Origin of the sequence: Bacillus sp. CD3-5 (assembly GCF_006349665.1) — a bacterium.
Lineage (GTDB): Bacteria > Bacillota > Bacilli > Bacillales > Bacillaceae_G > Bacillus_A > Bacillus_A paranthracis.
The window spans coordinates 203,991-221,920 of the sequence record NZ_VEPX01000001.1 but is presented as its reverse complement, the minus strand read 5'-3'; the positions used below and the strand labels follow the sequence as shown (position 1 = coordinate 221,920).

Below are 17,930 nucleotides of genomic sequence, written 5' to 3'. Positions count from 1 at the left end.
AATACCTTTCATTTCGGGGATTATTTCTGTTCTAACCAATCCTCTACATGCTTTATAAATACATCTAAACAATCAATAAACGGCGAATGACCGCAATCTTCTAATACCTTCAACTCTGCATTTGGCAAATGTTTTGCTAACTCCTCACCGACTACTTGGGGTACGACATAATCTCTGTCACCTTGTATGACGAGTGTTGGCGCTTTAATATGATGAATTTGCTTACTTCCCTCTACAACCCCATTATGTTCATCTGAAATATTAAATGTAATGAGCGCATAATTCACATCTACGAAATTACGTTGCGTTAACATATCGTCTAAATACTTTTCATAACGGTCTGGTTCAGGTTGATTATGTGTATATATTAATAAATTCCATACTGTACGGTAATATAATTTATTCATATTTTTTATCGCATCTAACACTGGTGCAATCTGTACGGGATCTTGTGCAATTTCTTCTTTCGTCTTTACTAAGCTTGATACGATTGGTTGCCCGTTTATATCCTTTTTAAAAATTGGATATCCCTTCATACCCACCGATTCTACTAAAATTAACTTTTCGACAAACGTTGGATGATTCGCTGTAAATTGCATCGCAACACCACCGCCCATTGACCAGCCCATTAATGAAAATTTCTCTAGTTTTAATTGATCAATAAATAGTTTTACATCTTCTGCAAAATCTTGTATTGAATCTATCGCTTTATTATATGTTGATTGACCAAATCCTCTTAAATCGAGAGCGTAAATATGGTATTGATCTTGCAGCTTTTCAATAACTAAATCAAAGTGTTGTGACGATGTCATGTTTCCGTGAATGAGTACAAGAATTTCTGCATTTTGCCTTCCAACTTCCTGATACGCAATCGTTTCTCCGTTCGATAGTGAAACAAACTCCATTGTTGCAGGCTTAATCATCACAAGTTCCCCCATTCTTTTTAATAGAAAGAAAATTCTTTACTTAATTAAAGAATAACATGCAGAATGTATGTTCTCAACAAAAAACCGATACGAAATTTTTACATAAATCAACATGTCTATTACTAGACAATTATAATAAAAAAGTATATAGTTAGCTAGGTAACTAATTTGAAAGGATCAAAATACATGGACGAAAAACAACATTTTTTTCACATTGTCAGCCAGACTTCTCGCAAGTTTACGAAGAAATTTAATGAACGCGTATCTCCCACTGGGTTATTTAGTGCGCAATGGGCTGTTATTTTCCGCATCAATCAAACTGGTTCTTGTACACAAACAGAGTTATGCCAGTATTTAAATGTTGAATCACCAACGATGACTCGTACGTTAACACGTATGGAAACGATGGGATGGATTATTCGTACAGAAGGAAAAGATCGCCGTGAGAAGCTTATTTCTTTATCAGAAACAGCGATAAAAATGATTCCGGTATGGCAAGAAGAAGTTGATACTTTCGAAGAAAAGACGCTAGAAGGTATTAACGAAGATGATTTACATCAAGCATTTCAAGTGTTACAACAAATTATTAAAAACTTAGATTAAATTGGAGGGATGACGATGCAAAGTGAGAAACTTTGGACGAAGGATTTCCTCGGAACTTGTTTTAGTAGTCTATTTCTCTTTTTAACATTTTATATGCTTATGACTACTTTGCCTGTCTATGTAATAGACGGTCTAAAAGGAAAACCTGAGGAAATTGGTTTAGTTGCAACTGTTTTTCTTATTTCATCTGTTTTATGTCGACCATTCACAGGAAAATGGCTCGATGATTTAGGAAGAAAGAAAATATTATTTATTTCACTTTCACTATTTTTAGCCGCTACCGTTATGTATTTCGGTGCACAAAGTTTATTTTTATTACTAGCCCTTCGCTTCTTACATGGTATTGGGTTCGGTATGGCAACAACTGCAACTGGTACGATTGTCACAGATGTTGCGCCAGCTCATAGACGAGGCGAAGCACTTGCCTATTTCGGCGTATTTATGAGTCTGCCGATGGTAATTGGTCCTTTTTTAGGTTTAACAATTATTTCTCATTTTTCGTTTACTGTATTATTTATCGTTTGTTCCGTATTTTCATTACTTGCATTTTTATTAGGACTACTTGTCAATATTCCGCATGAAGCACCTGTAAGCAAACAAAAACGAGAAAAAATGAAATGGAAAGACTTACTTGAACCATCTTCTATTCCAATCGCTCTTACAGGATTTGTTTTAGCCTTTTCTTATAGTGGTATTTTATCCTTTATTCCTATTTATGCAAAAGAGCTCGGTTTAGCTGATATTGCAAGTTACTTCTTTATTTTATACGCACTTGTTGTTGTCATTTCTCGTCCATTTACAGGTAAGATTTTTGATCGCTTCGGTGAAAACGTACTTGTTTATCCAGCTATTATTATTTTCACAATTGGGATGTTCATTTTAAGCCAAGCACAAACTTCATTTTGGTTCCTTGGTGCAGGTATGCTAATCGGTTTAGGTTACGGAACATTAATTCCTAGCTTCCAAACGATTGCGATTTCTGCCGCTCCAAACCATCGACGTGGTTCTGCGACAGCTACGTACTTCTCATTCTTTGATAGTGGTATTGGCTTTGGTTCTTTCATTTTAGGTATCGTCGCAGCGAAATCAAGTTACCATAATATGTATTTTATCGCGGCTATTATCGTTGCGTTCACTTTACTTTTATACTATGGATTACACGGACGAAAACAAAAATTCAAGAAACAGCGTACAGACGGACAAATATCCGCTTAACGTAAATAAGGAAAGTAAACTTATCCGTTTACTTTCCTTATTTTGTATTTCTTTCAATTGGAGCGTATACTTATAATAGAAATAAAAAGGAGGGACCGATATGAAACTTAAAAAATCTCCCCTACTCTTACTCATAATCACATTCATATTTGTAATTACAGGGCTCGGTTTTACATACTTCAAACATAATAAAACAATTCCGTCGAAAAATAATGTGACGAAAAAAAATTGGTTAGATGATCCGTACTTACGTTGGTCGTATACACATATGAAAGAATTCACTTTAATTAACGAGGTAAATCATAACCCAGATCAAGTTTCCCATTTCTCTACCGCTTTGCAAAACTTAGATGATTTTGCTGTAGAGCGTAGATTGGGAAATACAACTCCTCTAAAAAAACTTTTAGACGATAACAAAACAGATGCGTTTGTCGTTGTACACAATGGAAAACTTGTTTATGAACGATATTTTAATGGATATAACGAGAGTGAACCGCATGGCATGGCATCATTAGCAAAGGTATTTACCGGAGCAATAATACAATCTCTCGCTGAAGAAAACCGTATTGATTTAGAAAAAACAGCTGACACATATATAAAAGAATTAAAAAATACACCATTTGGAAAAGCAACACTACAGCAATTAATGGACATGCAAGTTTCTGTGGAATACCCCACTCACGGCTATGAACACCCAGCGTTAGAAAATCAAGATGCACAACTATATTTAGCGAGCAATATTTTACCTCGAGGTAAAAATTACGATGGCCCGATGAAAATTTATGATATGTTACGAGAAGCAGAAGAAACTGCACCGCCTGGTTTCGATTTTTCTTACGATAACGGATCAGCAGAAACACTCGCTTGGGTGATTCGAACGATCACAGGTAAATCATTAGCTGAAAATGTTAGCGAGCGCATATGGTCTCAAATTGGTATGGAAGAAAACGCGTATTACGTAACAGATGAAACAAAAGTTGAACAAGCTAGTGCTGGTTTAAATGCAACTGCTAGAGATATGGCTAGATTCGGGCAATTACTATTAAACAACGGGGAATATAACGGAAAACAAATTCTCCCTTCTTCTATTACTGAAGATATAAAAAATGTCCAAGAAGGTGAACTTGCAGTTGGCCCTGGCGCTTCCATTTCTTATCATAATCAATGGTGGATTCCGCACAATGAACAAGGTGCTTTCGAAGTGTTAGGTAGTTACGGACAAACACTTTACATCGATCCGAAAGCAAATATGGTAATTGTCCACTTCTCTTCTAACGCTACGCCAAGTAATGACATACATTCAACATACTCAAACATGTATGTTGATATTGCACATCATTTAGAAAAGGTTCCACATTAGTAGCAGCAGGAGTTTAAACCTTACATGTATGACTATTTGATTGAACACGCAATCTCTTGTGCTGAAACATCAATATATCTAACAAGGAGCTCTCTTCATAAAGAGAGCTCCTTTTCCTATTTCTTCTTTTCTGTCGGTTGACTTTGTTTAGCGAAATTAGATGAATCATCGAAATTTGGTTGCTTTTTACCAGCATTATTACTTCTACCTTTTCCCATATGTAATGCACCTCCCCTCCTCCTTACTATTCCCAATAAAAATATCCAAATGCTGATGTGCAATAAATTAATAATGAAAACTGATAACATTTAAAAATATGGTGACAAGATTTGCGAATTGATTATGATATATTTAAGAAACGCCGATCTACTTTCACTTAAGTAAAAAAATTGCCCTATAAACAGGGCAATTTGCTCCAACCTAATGACTAACATTAGCCGTTGGGTATAATGTTGTTCCTCCAATTGAAACCTTTATTTCATTTGTTAATGGAACATTTTGTTCATTAATAATGGTTCTCCACCATTCCCATGCAAGACCTGTACATTCTCTTGCTACGATTTTTATATTTTTTGAATTTGGTGGAAGAGGGATTACTGTAGAGTAATGGGCTGTTTTGTCTTTGCCACTACCTTCCCATGTTTTATGTGTTAGTACTTCTTTCCCATTTTGATCAAATGTGAATTCATCCCAAGATACATCAAATTGCGCAACGTAAGCACCGTAATGATCAAGTGTCATTTTTGCACTTGAATATTCTGTAGTTGTCGTCTCGATATAATCTGTATTGTTATGAACAGCAGCAGTTGCATTATCTTTTAAGAACGTGCTTGTATATGAAATTGGGTATGCTGGATTTTTAAAACTTAATTCAGCATTATCTTTAATAATATTTCGGATTTCATTGAAATCTTTTGTAACAACCTTGTTATGCTCTTTCGCATCTCCACCTAATACGACAGCAGTAAAGGTACTTTCTTCAAAAATATCTTTGTACTGTCCACTCGTTTCGACGCTGTTATTCTTAAGTAAAGCTTTAAAAGCAGCTTGTACATCTTTACTCTTAGATGTTGTTTCTAATTTTACATAAACCGTTCTACCATAAGCTACATTTGAAACCATAACAGGTGGAGCCGAATTACTTACTCCTTTACGAGTTAGCTCATCAAAAGTAACACTATTATCAAAGAGATCAGATGGATTATTAGGTAGTTCAGCACTTACAGTATAAAATATTTGTTTATATGCCGCCACCATCACTTTCTTTTCTCCATTTGCAACTGCATTAAAGTCAATACTTAGACTGTTATCAAGATATTTAGCATTAACATTAAGAGCACTTGCGATTTGTGATTTACTATAAACCATAGATTCTGTATACTGCATTCTTGCAGGTAACGTATGTGTTGCGGAATACTTTTCATTCCAAGTAGATACTAAATCATCTACTGCTCCAGCTACATTACCATATGTCGGATTTTGGACAGTGATTGTATTTTCTTTTCTCATACCAGGTAAGTCTATACTAATATTCAAAGGCTTTCTCTTAGCCACTAATAAACTCGGTTGATTGTCTGCAAAAGCTTTATTGGCAAGTTGTACAGCTCCTGGATACGTACGATTCGCTACAGAATCAATAATCGAAATATCGACTGGTGACGTTGTAAGTGATTTTTTCTCACGTTCCACTACTACAAATTTACCATTTGAATTGATACTTTCTTTCGGAACAAAACTCTCTACTTTATCACCATTTACAGCTAAAACCTCTTGATTATTATATGTAAGATTCCCTATACCAGTATCAATGCTACTAGCATTTTTAGTAATATCAGTTGCATGACCGGCTTGTGTTTCTGCGAAAGAAATAGATGAATAATTAAGAGTGCATAGACTAACTAATACACATGTAAGGAACTTTCTTCTCTTGGTATTTTTCTTAATGTTCAGAAAAATCACCCCATTCTTTTTTTAGTAAGATATAATAATGATGGATACATGATAGCTAACGAATAAACTTACATAAACGCTTTTAAAAGTTCTTGAACTAAAGGAATTACTCCACTTAAAAATTTTAATACTGCCATTGCGATTTCCATATTACTTCCTCCTCTTTGCTGTATTAAGATGTGTTGTATATTTATGCTTTCATTATAATAAGCTTTTGCATTTGCATCAATTCATTTTCATATGCAATATTTCATATTTGAGAAAAGCAACTTTTTCTATCAGGGTGATGATGCTACCACTCTTCTTGAACATATTTCAATCCCTCTAAAAATATCAGAATTTTCTATCTTTAAAAAGGTTATGAACGAAACAACCTCGAATAATTGTAATACATATACATAAGGAGGTTGATCTATTTTGTTTCGTTCTTTTACAAATGGTTGCGTCGCTTTAGTGCAACGCTTCTTGCCAGAACCGTTTATTTTATCATGTTTATTAACTGTTTTTGTTATTTTCTTTGGCATGTTTGCAACGCATCAAACACCTGTGGAAATGATTAATCACTGGGGTAATGGCATTTGGGGACTTCTCGCCTTTTCTATGCAAATGGCACTTGTACTCGTGACAGGATCTGCTTTAGCAAACGCTCCTCTTATAAAAAAAGGATTAACAAAAGCGGCAAGACTACCAAAAACGAATGGACAAGGTATTATTGCCATTTCAATCGTAAGTTTACTAGGGGCATACATAAACTGGGGATTTGGTATTGTTGTATCTGTTTTATATGCAAAGGAAGTAGCAAGACAATTAGAAGGATTAGATTATAGACTGGCAATTGCCTCTTCTTACTCTGGATTTCTCATTTGGCATGCAGGACTTTCTGCTTCTATCCCTCTTACGTTAGCAACAGGCGGAGAAACATTAATGAAAACGACAGCTGGAAGTATTAAAGAAGCGATTCCAATCACTGAAACGTTATTCTCATCATACGCCCTAGTTCCAGTTATTATCTTTTTAGTTACGATGCCTCTCATTAATAAGGCGATGCATCCAGATGAAAAACATACGATTACAGTAGACCCTAGCGTGTTCCATGAAGAAGCTGCCGCTCAAGAAGTAGGAAATAATACGTTCGCTGAGAAAATGGAAAATAGTATCATTATTACACTTTGCATTGGATTGTTAGGTCTCATTTATATTTTCAACTACTTTTATACGAAAGGCTTTAACCTTACGCTAGACATCGTTATTTTTATGTTATTAATTGCTGGACTCGTTTTCCACCGTACTCCGATTCAATATATTCGCGCTTTTTCAGACTCTACGAAAAGCGCTTCTGGCATTCTACTTCAATTTCCGTTTTACGCAGGAATTATGGGGATGATGATTGGAGCAAATAGTGAAGGCCTTTCACTTGGAGGAGCTATTTCAAATTTCTTTATTAGCATTTCAAACGAAACAACTTTCCCCCTCTTTACTTTTTTAAGTGCTGGCATCGTTAATATTTTCGTTCCATCTGGTGGTGGTCAATGGGCTGTGCAAGCACCCATTATGATTCCAGCTGGCGCTGAACTTGGTGTACCTGCTGCAAAAACAGCAATGGCCATTGCGTGGGGCGATGCTTGGACAAATTTAATTCAACCTTTCTGGGCATTACCAGCATTAGCGATAGCTGGTTTAGGTGCTCGTGATATTATGGGATTTTGCGTTGTGAACTTACTATATGCAGGATTTATCATTAGTCTATGTTTCTTATTTATTTAAACGAAAAGCTAGTTTTATACTAGCTTTTTTACATAATAAATTATTTATTTCCCATGCAATTTATTATGACCTCCCACTCTATCTCCGTAAGATGTAATGCCTCAAATGCAAAAAAGTCTTCACATACTTTTTCAATTAAATTTGGATTGTTTTTAAGAAAATTCCACTGTAGCGCTTTAGGAAGAAAATATGTTTCATATTCTTTACTTCCCTTTACTACTTCATCCACTTCTCTTTCACAAATTCCTCTTATTAAGTAATCATTTCTTAATTGTATTTGAATTTGCTGAAATGTTTCGCTACATTTCTTCAATTGAAGTAAACATGTAATATACGTTCGAAAAAGTTCATTATCATACCCACAACAGTTTATAATTCGATCGATTTCATTCATAATGTACGAGCCTTTTCTTCTATTTGTAATAACCACTTTTCCCGCTTCTCTCGTTTACTCGTTTTCACAGATTGAAAAACAGATCGTTTTATATCTCGAATGCCGCAAAAACGTAACACACCTCTCTTCATTATAATCCAATCTGCTGATCGATATAGTAATGCGACGTACCATAACGGTGAGTCTAACGTATTAATTACCCATGCCTTCTTACCTTTCAATAAGCCTTTCGGCAGGGCCCCTTCATATTTATAAGCAAATCCAGCTACGAAAATGCGATCAATAAACCCTTTTAAAATAGCTGGCATCCCCCACCACCATACTGGATATATAAAGAGAAGCGTATCTGCTTCTTCCACTAACGTTCTGTACCTGGCTGTTTCTTCTTCATTTACTAAATCACGTCTTTTCTTCTCTTCATTAAATACAAGGACTGGATCAAATTGCTCCTTATATAAATCAAGTACCGTAACTGAATGATTTGTTTCCTGTAGTCCTTTTTGCACATGATTTAAAATTGCCGCGTTAAAACTTGAAGGACTAGGATGAGCGTATACAATTAGTACATTCACTACAAAACAACTCCCTCTATAAGTTAAAGTTTCCCCTTCTTTAACATCTTCTCTACAATTTGTACGTTTTTTGAACTTTGCAATAAACGATTTAATACTGTGAGTAACTCTTCTTTTTCTAAATCTTTCAGTTTCTCCTTCACCGTACTCTCACCAGTGCCTTGAATATCATAAACAACTGCGGCCATATGTTTACAATAGTTTTCATATGGGCATTCGCAGCTACTTTCCGAAAAATCTTCCAGTTCAATCACTACTTCATAATTCCCTGCATTACCAGTCACAAACGCAAATACTCTATTATTATGTATTTCAACATCTTCTACATGTCCTTCTTCATAATATTCATAACCTCTATCAATAATGTGTTTCGGAATATACCTATATAACTCTTTTAATAAATAAGCGTACATAACAACACCTCTTCCTTTAATTCCCTTTTGACTTCTAGAGCCACTGCATGTTATTCTAATAACTGTCAAATAGCAAGTCTATATGACAAAACGACTGACACCTATTCGGCGAAGGTGTCTCTTTTCATTTGCAGCCGATATGAAGTGCCTCTTTCAGGCACATTCAATCTTTGACACTACACACTCAACACCATTCCCTGTATCAGGCTGCTTAAGCAGTCTTTTACTCTACATACTTCAAAAAAAGAGAGCTTAGCTCCCTTTTCTCGCCTTATAAAATACCCCTTTTTCCGTATAGAGATATTCATCAGCTAATGTAATTTTCCCATCCAGTTTCAGTTCATCTAATAGTCTTGATAAATAAAATTGATGTAACATCTTTTTCGTGAATTTTCCTTCATGATGCGAAACGATATGTTCTTGAATATCTAACAATGATATTGGCTTATCTTGCTCTATCATATATTCATAAACTGTACTACGCAGTTTTACGTATTTTTCGAGTGTCACAGTAATGCGCAACCCCTTTCTTCTTAATGTAAATTTTCGTAATCGGTTTTTTTGCAATAAAAAAACCTCTCCGATAAGAAGAAGTTACGTATATATCTTCGTCTTATCTCCCAGAACAAATTTGTTCTGCTGGAATTAGCACCTGCATCGCGGTTGCTGGGTTTCATCGGGCCAGTCCCTCCACCTCTCTGGATAAGAAAATATTCACTTAATTCTTACTATACGTAATTTCATTTCAATTGTCAAACAAATATAACAAATTATATTTTCTTCTTTACTGTTCATACTATACATATATGAATATGCAAGGAGGATTATGAAATGCACGAAAATGCCCGCGGATATGTCCAAGACTCTTTTCAATCATTACAAGAAGCAAAACAATGTTTAGAAGCAGCACTACAGACTGTTGAAAAAGATTTTAATCGCGCTCGTATTGAACAATCTCTTTATGCAATCGAACAAGCTATTCAACGCTGTGACTACACCGTTCACATTTTAGAACAAGATTGAAAAAACTTCCCATCATAAGGTGGGAAGCTTTTTCAAATGGCATACTTCATAATTATTGCCGTTATGATTAAAAAATATACAGAATTCACAATTTCTAAAATCCCTACTTTTATAATAGAAATTTTTTTGCCATACAATATAATGGCTCGAATGACACTTGGTATAAAAATAAGGGAGCACCACGGATTAATAGCAAATACGATGACTGTTAACACGATATGATAACCCCAAGATATAAAGCGATACTTCGGATTATTTTTCTCACGTATCATCGTTTTCACATAAAACGTACTTCCTAAAAAATATAAAAATGAAATAAGCGCAATAAATAATGCTGTTTTATCTATCAGTTTCATTGAAAAATAATAACTAACTAAACCACCTATACAGAAAACAATAATTGCACTAACGTCATTTAATAATGCTCTTTCATTTTTTTGACGAGCGTAATACATATTTACTATAAAGAATGGAATCATGACTATTACGAATAAAAGAATGCGCCATTCATATAATAGAGAAATCATCCCAAATATGAACGCAATAATAAAATATAAAATTGAAGCATGTAAATACTCTTTTTTCCGTTTTTGTTTTATGTACATAAGAAATGGATACGTAGCTAAATAGATAAAGAACCAAGCTAAAAACAATGGAGTATGATACATAGTAGGTTTCCCAAGTATGACACTTAATAGAAATGGTATAACAAGCATCGCCCATGCACCATGTTGCTTCGGAATAACTAACTTCATTAACTATACACCTCCCTTTTGAAAATAATTCTCACCTACTATTATACAAATAATTTTATATAGTAACGGATATATATTGGACTATTTTTTGACAATAAAAAATGCTCCTTACAATATGTAAGAAGCATGAAAGAGGCAAACGAATATGTAAGTCGCGACCCTACCTTATATGAGTATGCTTTTCTATACCATGTTATGCTTATCCAATATGCCATATTTCTTTTTAAATCTTGTAAGAATCGTAATCCAAGACGTACTAAATAATAGTAAGAAAACAACATTCGAAATTGCATGGCTCAAATCGAAATAAAAACTTGCGATATAATACGAAATGACTGTTTCCCACGTTGCCTCTCGTATAAAACCGAGAAGCCCCCAGAAATTCATGATCCAGCCAAATAAAAATCCAACAAACAATCCGTATAGTAGTCTTCCCCATAGCTTTTTCATTAAAAATGTATTACGTAATAATCCAGCTATAAAACCAATCATACCCCATGAAAACATTTGCCACGGCGTCCATGGACCTTGTCCTAAAAAGATGTTAGATACGATAGCTGCTGTTGCACCGATCATAAAACCAGTTTCACTTCCAAATACAATTGCAGAAACGATAATGACAAAAGAAGTCGGCTGTACACTTGGTAAAAGAGAAAATGGTACGCGGCTAACTGCTGCAATTGCCGCTAACACAGCAACGAGAACAATTTCACGTGAAACAAATGCCTTTCTTTCAAAGCGGATATAGAAAGGTAACATAATAACGACTAATAAAAACAAACTACTTAACATGTAATACCCATCCATGATAAGTGTAGTAAAGAGTAATGTGCCTATTATTACTGCAAAAATGCATATTATGAATGCAACATATCGTTTGGACACGCTTCGTACACATCCTCCCACGTTAATGCATATGGCAATTGTTTTCGAATGAATCGATTGATAGATGTTGTATAAAAAAAGTTGCCACTAAAAAATTCTTTCGGTGCATCATTCATAATAACTGCTCCGTCAAATAACATCATACATTGATCAACGTATTTCGCCGCAAACTCAATATCATGTGTCGCCATTACAATTGTTGTACCTTCTTTTTGCAGCTTCCTAAATAGCTCCCCTACTCTTTCCTTCTTCCACGGATCTAGCCCCTTTGTCGGTTCATCTAGTAATAATAACGCCGGCTTTGATAATAACGTTGTACATAATGCAAGTAGTTGTTGCTCTCCCCCGCTACAATCATGCGGATGGCGTTCTTTAAGCGAATTCAACCAAAACTGTTTGAGCATATCTTCTGCTATTTCTTTTCCCTGTTCTCCGTATAACTCTCGTGCACGTTCATACACTTCTTCCCACACTGTATCAAATGTAAAATGATAATACGGATGCTGCGATACATACCCAATACTTTTAAATCGTTCTTTCGAATCAACTTTATGTATCGCTTTCCCATTCCACTTTACTTTCCCTCTTCTCGCTTTTTGCAATCCAGCTAAAAGCGTTAACAGTGTAGACTTCCCTGTCCCATTTTTTCCAACGAGAGCTACCCATTTTCCTTTTTCAATCGATACTGTTAAATCTCGTAAAATGAGCGGACTATTTTTTTCATATTGGAACGAAATATGCTCGGCACTTAAAATGACTTCTTGCTTTTCACTTTGTGCTATTGGCTCACTTACATATGACATCGCTGAAAAATCATTCATTTTCATTTGCGCTTCTCGCACTGTAAACGGAATATCTTTCGTATTCCACTCTAAAAACAACCTTGGAATTTGCGGAATAAATGGACGGAACTTTTCTACTTCCCACATATTTGCTACAACCGTTTTCGGACTACCGTCATACACGATTTGGCCGTTACTCATACAAATAACGCGCGTTGCAAGTGGTATTACTTCATCTAAACGATGTTCACTTAACACGATCGTAATTCCAAGTTCTTCGTTAATACGTTTTAACAATCCTAAAAACTCTTTCGCAGCAATTGGATCTAATTGTGCTGTCGGTTCATCTAATAATAATAACTTTGGCTGCATAACTAATACCGCAGCTAAATTGACAAGTTGCTTTTGTCCACCAGATAACGTATGAACAGATTGGTGCAATAAATCTTGAAATCCTAAGAAGCTAATAAGCTCTGCTATTCGTTTTTGAATAATATGTGATGGTAACCCGATATTTTCTAAAGAAAATGCTAATTCTTGAATGACCGTATCCATTACGAGCTGATTTTCTGGATTTTGAAATACCATTCCAATTTCTTGGGCAGATAACAAATCCGGTACATTTTCTAATAAAGTACCATCATAATATGTATCCCCAGTACGCTTACCAATTGGAAGTAATTCCTTTTTAAAATGTTTTAATAAAGTCGTCTTCCCGGACCCTGATCCGCCGGCAAGTACAATAAACTCTCCTTTTTGAACAGAAAGAGAAATATGCTGTAACGCATATTCATTTTCATCAGCATATACAAATGATAAATTGTTTATTTCTGCATGCGCCACCATGTCCATTCCCGTCCTTCCATTATAATTGGTAAACTAATAAACATCGTAAATACGACAAACATCATCCCATCGAACTGCTGAAATAAAATCGATTCGACTTTCGGATAAATAATTAATTTTCCTCCGCCATAATTACTACATATAATAGCAGCTATAAGTAGAATACTTAAATAACTGAGCGTGTACCAATCACGCCTTTCCATTCTATACCGAATATATGTCGTACGTTTCGTTACACCAAATCCGCGAGCTTGCATAGAATCTGCCGTTTGCAGTGCATCTTCTAATGAACAAATTAATAATACTTGCAATAGTTGCATACCATTTTTCACCCGTTTCACAATGGAACCTGCGTCTACTTGTACACCTTTTGTTTTTTGGACGAGTGTTATTTTCTGTAATCGCCTCATAAACAAAGGAACAAACCTCACTGTAATCATCGTTAACAATGCTACTTTCGGTGAAATTCTAGAAAACAAATATAAAAATTTATGACTCGAAATAATATCATTATACGAAGCAAACGTAAACATAATCGCAACTAGTAATAATCCCATTACTACTCCAAACATAATCGCCTCAAGCTTAATGCGGCTATCACCTAACCAAAATAACGTAGTTCGACCTCTATGCGTTAATAGCGAATTAAATAAAATGACCATAAAAAAGAAAACAATTGTGCTTGGTAACATCTTTCTTACCTTTTCGCTATTTCCTTGTATTATATTTATTATAACGATCAATAGTATTGCTCCAATTAAAAAAAGAGGATGAAGACACATCATACATAGTATCATCACCCCGATATAATAGAAAAAATTCACAAAAGGATGTAAAGAAGAAAAACTTATTTTCATAGTCCTTTACCGAATGCCTTTCTTAATTTAGTATACATACACCCATTCGATTGTATCTCCTGGCTTCACTGTAACTACACCCGCACTACGGTTTGGAAACGATCCGTTTACACGATATTTCCATCCGCTATTATCATTTACATCCATTTCATATAAATCATTAATACCTTTTACGTAAATATCACCTTTAGATCCACTCGCATCTACATCTAAACCTGTACGTTGCAATACTTTATATACTGTATCGCCTTCTTGTACATCAACCTTTTTCGCACCTAATAAGTATCCTTCATTACCTTTTACTGAGATAGTGACTTGTTTTGCTTTAGGTTCTGGTGGTACTGGTGGTACTGGCTTTGGTGGTGGTACCGGTGTTGGCGGAGTTGGTACACTATTGTTCTCTTCTGGATTTTTCTTTTGCTCCTGCTTCGGTGTTTCTTTCGGCTGATTCACAACCTTAGCTTCTTCTTTTACTTCTGGTGCTTTCGGTTGTTGCTGCTGTTGTGGTTTTTCTTCTTGTGCTTTTTGTTGTTCTGGTTGTTTATTAACAGCAGGCTGTTCCTCAGGTTTCTCTTCTTTCTTTACTTCCGGTTGTGCCTGTGGCTTTTCTTCTTTCGGCTTCTCTTCTACTTTTTGTTCTTGTTTCTCTTTTTGCTCTTCTTGCTTATTTTGCTCTTGTTCAGCTTGTTTTTCTTCCGGTTTTTCTTCCGGTTTCGCTTCATCTTTTTTCTCTTCTTGTTTTGCTACCTCTTCTTGCTTTGGTTCTACTTTCTTCTCAGGCTTTACAGCTGCCTCTTCACATCCGGCAAGTAGCCCAAGTGAAAGCAGTAAAGAAATAAACCATTTCACCTTACTCATGTTGTCTCTCACCTTTCATATTAAAAATTAGGAGCAAATGATTGCTCCTAATTTTTGTTAAGCTGCTTTACGTCTCCATAATACATATGCAGAAGCAATACATAATACACCCATACCTACTTCTGTCGCTGCACTATGAGAAGATGCTCCTGTTTTTGGTAACGTGCTACCGTTTCCTGACTTTTTGCTTTTAACCGGTTCGTTATCAACAACAACTTTTAAAGTGTCATCTTTCGTTTCTTGTTGCACTTGTTTTTGTTCTTCTGGTTGTTCAGTAACTTCTTTTTCCACCACAACATTTTCTGAATCTACATTTGGTTTTGGATTAATTTCAGTAACAGATTCAGTTGACCAATCATAAATCGATTTTCCAAGGTCTCTAAACTGAAGTAAAGCTAATAATGCTTGCTCTGTTGCCATTCCGCTACCGGTTTGATCGCCTGGTAACCATTTAAATTCACCATTTGGAAGTTGATATGATAATAGGTTTTGCACTGCCTTATGAAGACGGTTTTGATCTACATCTTTCACAAGGGATAATCCAATAATAGCTTGCGCAGCACTATTAGAATTCTCTTGTCCATCAGCAGAGAAACCGCCATTTTCTAGTTGTTCATTATATAAGTATGCGACAGCCTTTTGCACTGCTGGTTTCACATCTGCTCGGTCTTGATAAGGAGCTAATGCTGATAAAACCATACCTGTTACATCAACGCTACTCGCACTATCTTTACTGCTTGCGCTATCATAAGTCCAGCCGCCATCTGTATGTTGCGCGTTTAAAAGTGCATCTACTAAAGCAACTCGATTCCATTTTGAATCTACTGGAATTTCATATTTTTTCGTATCAAATGCAAGTAAAGCAAATGTATAACCTGTAACAGAATTCACTTTATCTGATTCGTACAATTTTTGAACTAAATTATGTTCGCCTACCATTTTTGGGTCTGCATTCATTGCATTCATCATAATAATCGTTCTAGCTAAATCTGTCGCTGAAAAACGATTAACGCGCTTTTCTACCTTTTCAGTTACAGCCTTAACATAATTTAATTTCGCTTCGATTGGTATATCCTTTCCAGAACGAGAAAGACCTAACGCTACCCAATCACTTTCAATTCCATCTTGTAACATCTTTTCAGATGTCTTAGAGATCGCGTCATTTACTTGTGCTGCTGGAACTTGAATGTTTTCTTGCTTTGGTTGTTCTGGTTTTTCTTGTTTTGGATCATCCGTTTTTGGTTCTTCTGGCTTTTCTTGTTTTGGATCATCCGTCTTTGGTTCTTCTGGCTTTTCTTGTTTCGGATCATCTGTTTTTGGTTCTTCTGGTTTTTCTTGTTTTTGATCATCTGTCTTTGGTTCTTCTACCGTTTTACACGTACCAAATTTATCTAATGTTTGTTGTAATGTTTCTTGACTCATATTGTTCCAATCTGAAACAAATCGGAAAACAACAACATCTCCAGATTTTAATTTATAACTATCCGCTCCAACTTCTGCAGATTGATCATTTACATCATATAGCCAGCCGCTTGTAGCCCCGGCCATTAAGCCATCAATGCCTTTTACATACGTTCCAAACGACATCGTTTCAGCTTCTACTTTGTCCCCCATGACTTTTTGTAGCAAGCTTAAAGCTGTTTCCCCATCTTTAATTTGCTCTTCTTTCGGACATAACATAATGCCCTTTTGTGATTCACCAATAATTGCAAGTTTTGCTGTATTTCCTTCAGCAAACGTAATATGTACTGTATTCGCAAAAGAAACAAATACAAGTGTAACTGCCATTAACGACGTAAGCAGCCATTTTTTTAACATTGCCATCCCAAAATTCCCTCCCTTACTACTATTCACACAAAAAAAGGCCCTTCAAGGGCGTGCAATTGACACTCTTTTTTTGTAAGTGTCGAACAAACTGTGCAACACCTCCTACCCGCATCATTCGCGGCTATATTTGTATAGGAAAAATAATTTTGTTCATGAACGTATCATTGTGATAACATTCACTTTTCTAGGCAAAACTGACTTCCATTTAAGTTATCGTAAAACGATAAACCTATACATTCTCTTAATTTTAAATTTCTGTATTATTTTACTATTGACAAAGAATTTTGTCCATGCTTTATCGGATTTATTTTCTAAGAATAGTAACTTACTAGCCTTTAACGATGCAAACTCTTTTCACTAATAATGACGCCATCTTCATCCACATACACATATTCATTCGGCTTCCATTCAACTTGCCCAAATTGCAATGAAATATTTCGTTCTCCTTTCCCTTCTTTTACACTTCTATTCGGCATTGTCCCTAACGCTAAAATACCTATATTTATATTCTTTAGTTCACTAGAATCACGAACGTATCCATATACAATAATTCCTGCTAGCTTTCTTTCCTCCGCAATAGCTGCCAAATTATCACCGAGTAACGCACAATTCGTAGACGCTCCCCCATCAACAACTAATACCGTTCCTTCTGGCAGTGTTTGCAATCCTTCCTTCACTAGTACATTATCATCCTTCACTTTTACTGTTGCAATTTTCCCATAAAATTGTTCTTTCTTCCCAAAAGATCGAAAAGACTGGCGACATATTTGTAATTCCTTTTCAAACTCATCACATAAATCCGTAGTTTTCCACATCTTTTTCCCCTCTTTTCCTTATTCTTTCTATATAACATATTCTTGGATTCTTTTCGTTTCCCTGTCTCATGTTGCAAGAATTTGT

At 35.5% G+C, this 17,930-nt stretch carries 18 protein-coding genes and 1 riboswitch; of the genes, 5 read left to right on the top strand and 13 right to left on the bottom strand.

Going from position 1 to position 17,930, the window contains the following annotated elements:
- Nucleotides 1-20: 20 nt before the first annotated feature.
- Nucleotides 21-938 (bottom strand): intracellular short-chain-length polyhydroxyalkanoate depolymerase, encoded by a 918-nt coding sequence (gene phaZ / locus FH036_RS01215; RefSeq protein ID WP_130983719.1) that lies wholly within the window; start codon nucleotides 936-938, stop codon nucleotides 21-23.
- Between the two features lie 174 nt (nucleotides 939-1,112).
- Here phaZ and FH036_RS01210 point away from each other — a divergent pair, with 174 nt between their 5' ends.
- From FH036_RS01210 to FH036_RS01200, 3 genes are all read left to right on the top strand, one after another.
- Entirely contained in the window at nucleotides 1,113-1,529 is a 417-nt protein-coding gene (locus FH036_RS01210) for a MarR family winged helix-turn-helix transcriptional regulator (RefSeq protein WP_000343680.1), read from the top strand.
- Nucleotides 1,530-1,544: 15 nt separating this feature from the next.
- Nucleotides 1,545-2,744 (top strand): MFS transporter, encoded by a 1,200-nt coding sequence (locus tag FH036_RS01205; protein WP_001190334.1) that lies wholly within the window; start codon nucleotides 1,545-1,547, stop codon nucleotides 2,742-2,744.
- 100 nt (nucleotides 2,745-2,844) lie between these two features.
- Complete coding sequence (locus FH036_RS01200) at nucleotides 2,845-4,104, top strand: serine hydrolase domain-containing protein (RefSeq protein WP_044793154.1); 1,260 nt, start codon at nucleotides 2,845-2,847, stop codon at nucleotides 4,102-4,104.
- A 420-nt stretch (nucleotides 4,105-4,524) separates the two neighbouring features.
- Here the strand turns inward: FH036_RS01200 and alo are convergent, their stop codons facing one another.
- On the bottom strand, nucleotides 4,525-6,063 hold the full coding sequence (gene alo / locus FH036_RS01195; RefSeq protein WP_138321569.1) for an anthrolysin O/cereolysin O family cholesterol-dependent cytolysin Alo: 1,539 nt from the start codon (nucleotides 6,061-6,063) through the stop codon (nucleotides 4,525-4,527).
- A 408-nt stretch (nucleotides 6,064-6,471) separates the two neighbouring features.
- On the opposite strand from alo, the gene FH036_RS01185 reads away from it, so the two are divergent.
- Nucleotides 6,472-7,818 (top strand): short-chain fatty acid transporter, encoded by a 1,347-nt coding sequence (locus FH036_RS01185; RefSeq protein WP_139895182.1) that lies wholly within the window; start codon nucleotides 6,472-6,474, stop codon nucleotides 7,816-7,818.
- 40 nt (nucleotides 7,819-7,858) lie between these two features.
- Here FH036_RS01185 and FH036_RS01180 read toward each other — a convergent pair whose 3' ends face one another.
- The 4 genes from FH036_RS01180 to FH036_RS01165 all read right to left on the bottom strand — a co-directional run bounded on the left by FH036_RS01180 (nucleotide 7,859) and on the right by FH036_RS01165 (nucleotide 9,707).
- Nucleotides 7,859-8,212, bottom strand: a complete 354-nt coding sequence (locus FH036_RS01180; protein WP_001002305.1) for a type I restriction-modification system subunit M N-terminal domain-containing protein — start codon at nucleotides 8,210-8,212, stop codon at nucleotides 7,859-7,861.
- On the bottom strand, nucleotides 8,209-8,784 hold the full coding sequence (locus FH036_RS01175) for an NAD(P)H-dependent oxidoreductase (protein ID WP_001101678.1): 576 nt from the start codon (nucleotides 8,782-8,784) through the stop codon (nucleotides 8,209-8,211). Before FH036_RS01175 ends, FH036_RS01180 begins: the two co-directional genes overlap by 4 nt.
- Nucleotides 8,785-8,807: 23 nt before the next feature.
- Nucleotides 8,808-9,197, bottom strand: a complete 390-nt coding sequence (locus FH036_RS01170; RefSeq protein WP_044793163.1) for an SWIM zinc finger family protein — start codon at nucleotides 9,195-9,197, stop codon at nucleotides 8,808-8,810.
- Nucleotides 9,198-9,449: 252 nt separating this feature from the next.
- Nucleotides 9,450-9,707 (bottom strand): hypothetical protein, encoded by a 258-nt coding sequence (locus FH036_RS01165; protein ID WP_000171478.1) that lies wholly within the window; start codon nucleotides 9,705-9,707, stop codon nucleotides 9,450-9,452.
- Nucleotides 9,708-9,807: 100 nt separating this feature from the next.
- Nucleotides 9,808-9,906: riboswitch (SAM riboswitch) on the bottom strand.
- A gap of 122 nt (nucleotides 9,907-10,028) precedes the next feature.
- Here FH036_RS01165 and FH036_RS01160 point away from each other — a divergent pair.
- Nucleotides 10,029-10,220: a hypothetical protein gene (locus FH036_RS01160; protein ID WP_000545001.1), complete on the top strand. Its 192-nt coding sequence runs from the start codon at nucleotides 10,029-10,031 to the stop codon at nucleotides 10,218-10,220.
- A gap of 32 nt (nucleotides 10,221-10,252) precedes the next feature.
- Here the strand turns inward: FH036_RS01160 and FH036_RS01155 are convergent, their stop codons facing one another.
- The 7 genes from FH036_RS01155 to rraA all read right to left on the bottom strand — a co-directional run bounded on the left by FH036_RS01155 (nucleotide 10,253) and on the right by rraA (nucleotide 17,845).
- Complete coding sequence (locus FH036_RS01155; RefSeq protein ID WP_044793165.1) at nucleotides 10,253-10,975, bottom strand: YwiC-like family protein; 723 nt, start codon at nucleotides 10,973-10,975, stop codon at nucleotides 10,253-10,255.
- 183 nt (nucleotides 10,976-11,158) lie between these two features.
- Complete coding sequence (locus FH036_RS01150) at nucleotides 11,159-11,860, bottom strand: ECF transporter S component (RefSeq protein ID WP_041184123.1); 702 nt, start codon at nucleotides 11,858-11,860, stop codon at nucleotides 11,159-11,161.
- Nucleotides 11,833-13,494 (bottom strand): ABC transporter ATP-binding protein, encoded by a 1,662-nt coding sequence (locus FH036_RS01145; protein WP_044793169.1) that lies wholly within the window; start codon nucleotides 13,492-13,494, stop codon nucleotides 11,833-11,835. The genes FH036_RS01150 and FH036_RS01145 overlap by 28 nt, the downstream gene beginning before the upstream one ends.
- Nucleotides 13,467-14,345, bottom strand: a complete 879-nt coding sequence (locus FH036_RS01140) for an energy-coupling factor transporter transmembrane component T (RefSeq protein ID WP_138321567.1) — start codon at nucleotides 14,343-14,345, stop codon at nucleotides 13,467-13,469. The genes FH036_RS01145 and FH036_RS01140 overlap by 28 nt, the downstream gene beginning before the upstream one ends.
- 27 nt (nucleotides 14,346-14,372) lie before the next feature.
- On the bottom strand, nucleotides 14,373-15,203 hold the full coding sequence (locus tag FH036_RS01135) for a DUF4430 domain-containing protein (protein WP_139895181.1): 831 nt from the start codon (nucleotides 15,201-15,203) through the stop codon (nucleotides 14,373-14,375).
- Between the two features lie 57 nt (nucleotides 15,204-15,260).
- Nucleotides 15,261-17,027 carry a DUF4430 domain-containing protein gene (locus FH036_RS01130; protein ID WP_001241085.1) on the bottom strand — a complete coding sequence of 589 codons (1,767 nt, stop codon included), beginning with the start codon at nucleotides 17,025-17,027 and terminating at the stop codon, nucleotides 15,261-15,263.
- Between the two features lie 338 nt (nucleotides 17,028-17,365).
- Entirely contained in the window at nucleotides 17,366-17,845 is a 480-nt protein-coding gene (gene rraA / locus FH036_RS01125) for a ribonuclease E activity regulator RraA (RefSeq protein WP_000266050.1), read from the bottom strand.
- Nucleotides 17,846-17,930 lie beyond the last annotated feature (85 nt).

Coding starts and splice junctions, on each gene's coding strand:
- FH036_RS01205 (WP_001190334.1), top strand. CDS start 1,545: ATGCAAAGTGAGAAACTTTGGACGAAGGATTTCCTCGGAACTTGTTTT.
- FH036_RS01200 (WP_044793154.1), top strand. CDS start 2,845: ATGAAACTTAAAAAATCTCCCCTACTCTTACTCATAATCACATTCATA.
- FH036_RS01180 (WP_001002305.1), bottom strand. CDS start 8,212: ATGAATGAAATCGATCGAATTATAAACTGTTGTGGGTATGATAATGAA.
- FH036_RS01140 (WP_138321567.1), bottom strand. CDS start 14,345: ATGAAAATAAGTTTTTCTTCTTTACATCCTTTTGTGAATTTTTTCTAT.
- FH036_RS01145 (WP_044793169.1), bottom strand. CDS start 13,494: ATGGACATGGTGGCGCATGCAGAAATAAACAATTTATCATTTGTATAT.
- FH036_RS01160 (WP_000545001.1), top strand. CDS start 10,029: ATGCACGAAAATGCCCGCGGATATGTCCAAGACTCTTTTCAATCATTA.
- FH036_RS01170 (WP_044793163.1), bottom strand. CDS start 9,197: ATGTACGCTTATTTATTAAAAGAGTTATATAGGTATATTCCGAAACAC.
- FH036_RS01210 (WP_000343680.1), top strand. CDS start 1,113: ATGGACGAAAAACAACATTTTTTTCACATTGTCAGCCAGACTTCTCGC.
- rraA (WP_000266050.1), bottom strand. CDS start 17,845: ATGTGGAAAACTACGGATTTATGTGATGAGTTTGAAAAGGAATTACAA.
- FH036_RS01130 (WP_001241085.1), bottom strand. CDS start 17,027: ATGGCAATGTTAAAAAAATGGCTGCTTACGTCGTTAATGGCAGTTACA.
- FH036_RS01135 (WP_139895181.1), bottom strand. CDS start 15,203: ATGAGTAAGGTGAAATGGTTTATTTCTTTACTGCTTTCACTTGGGCTA.
- FH036_RS01155 (WP_044793165.1), bottom strand. CDS start 10,975: ATGAAGTTAGTTATTCCGAAGCAACATGGTGCATGGGCGATGCTTGTT.
- phaZ (WP_130983719.1), bottom strand. CDS start 938: ATGGGGGAACTTGTGATGATTAAGCCTGCAACAATGGAGTTTGTTTCA.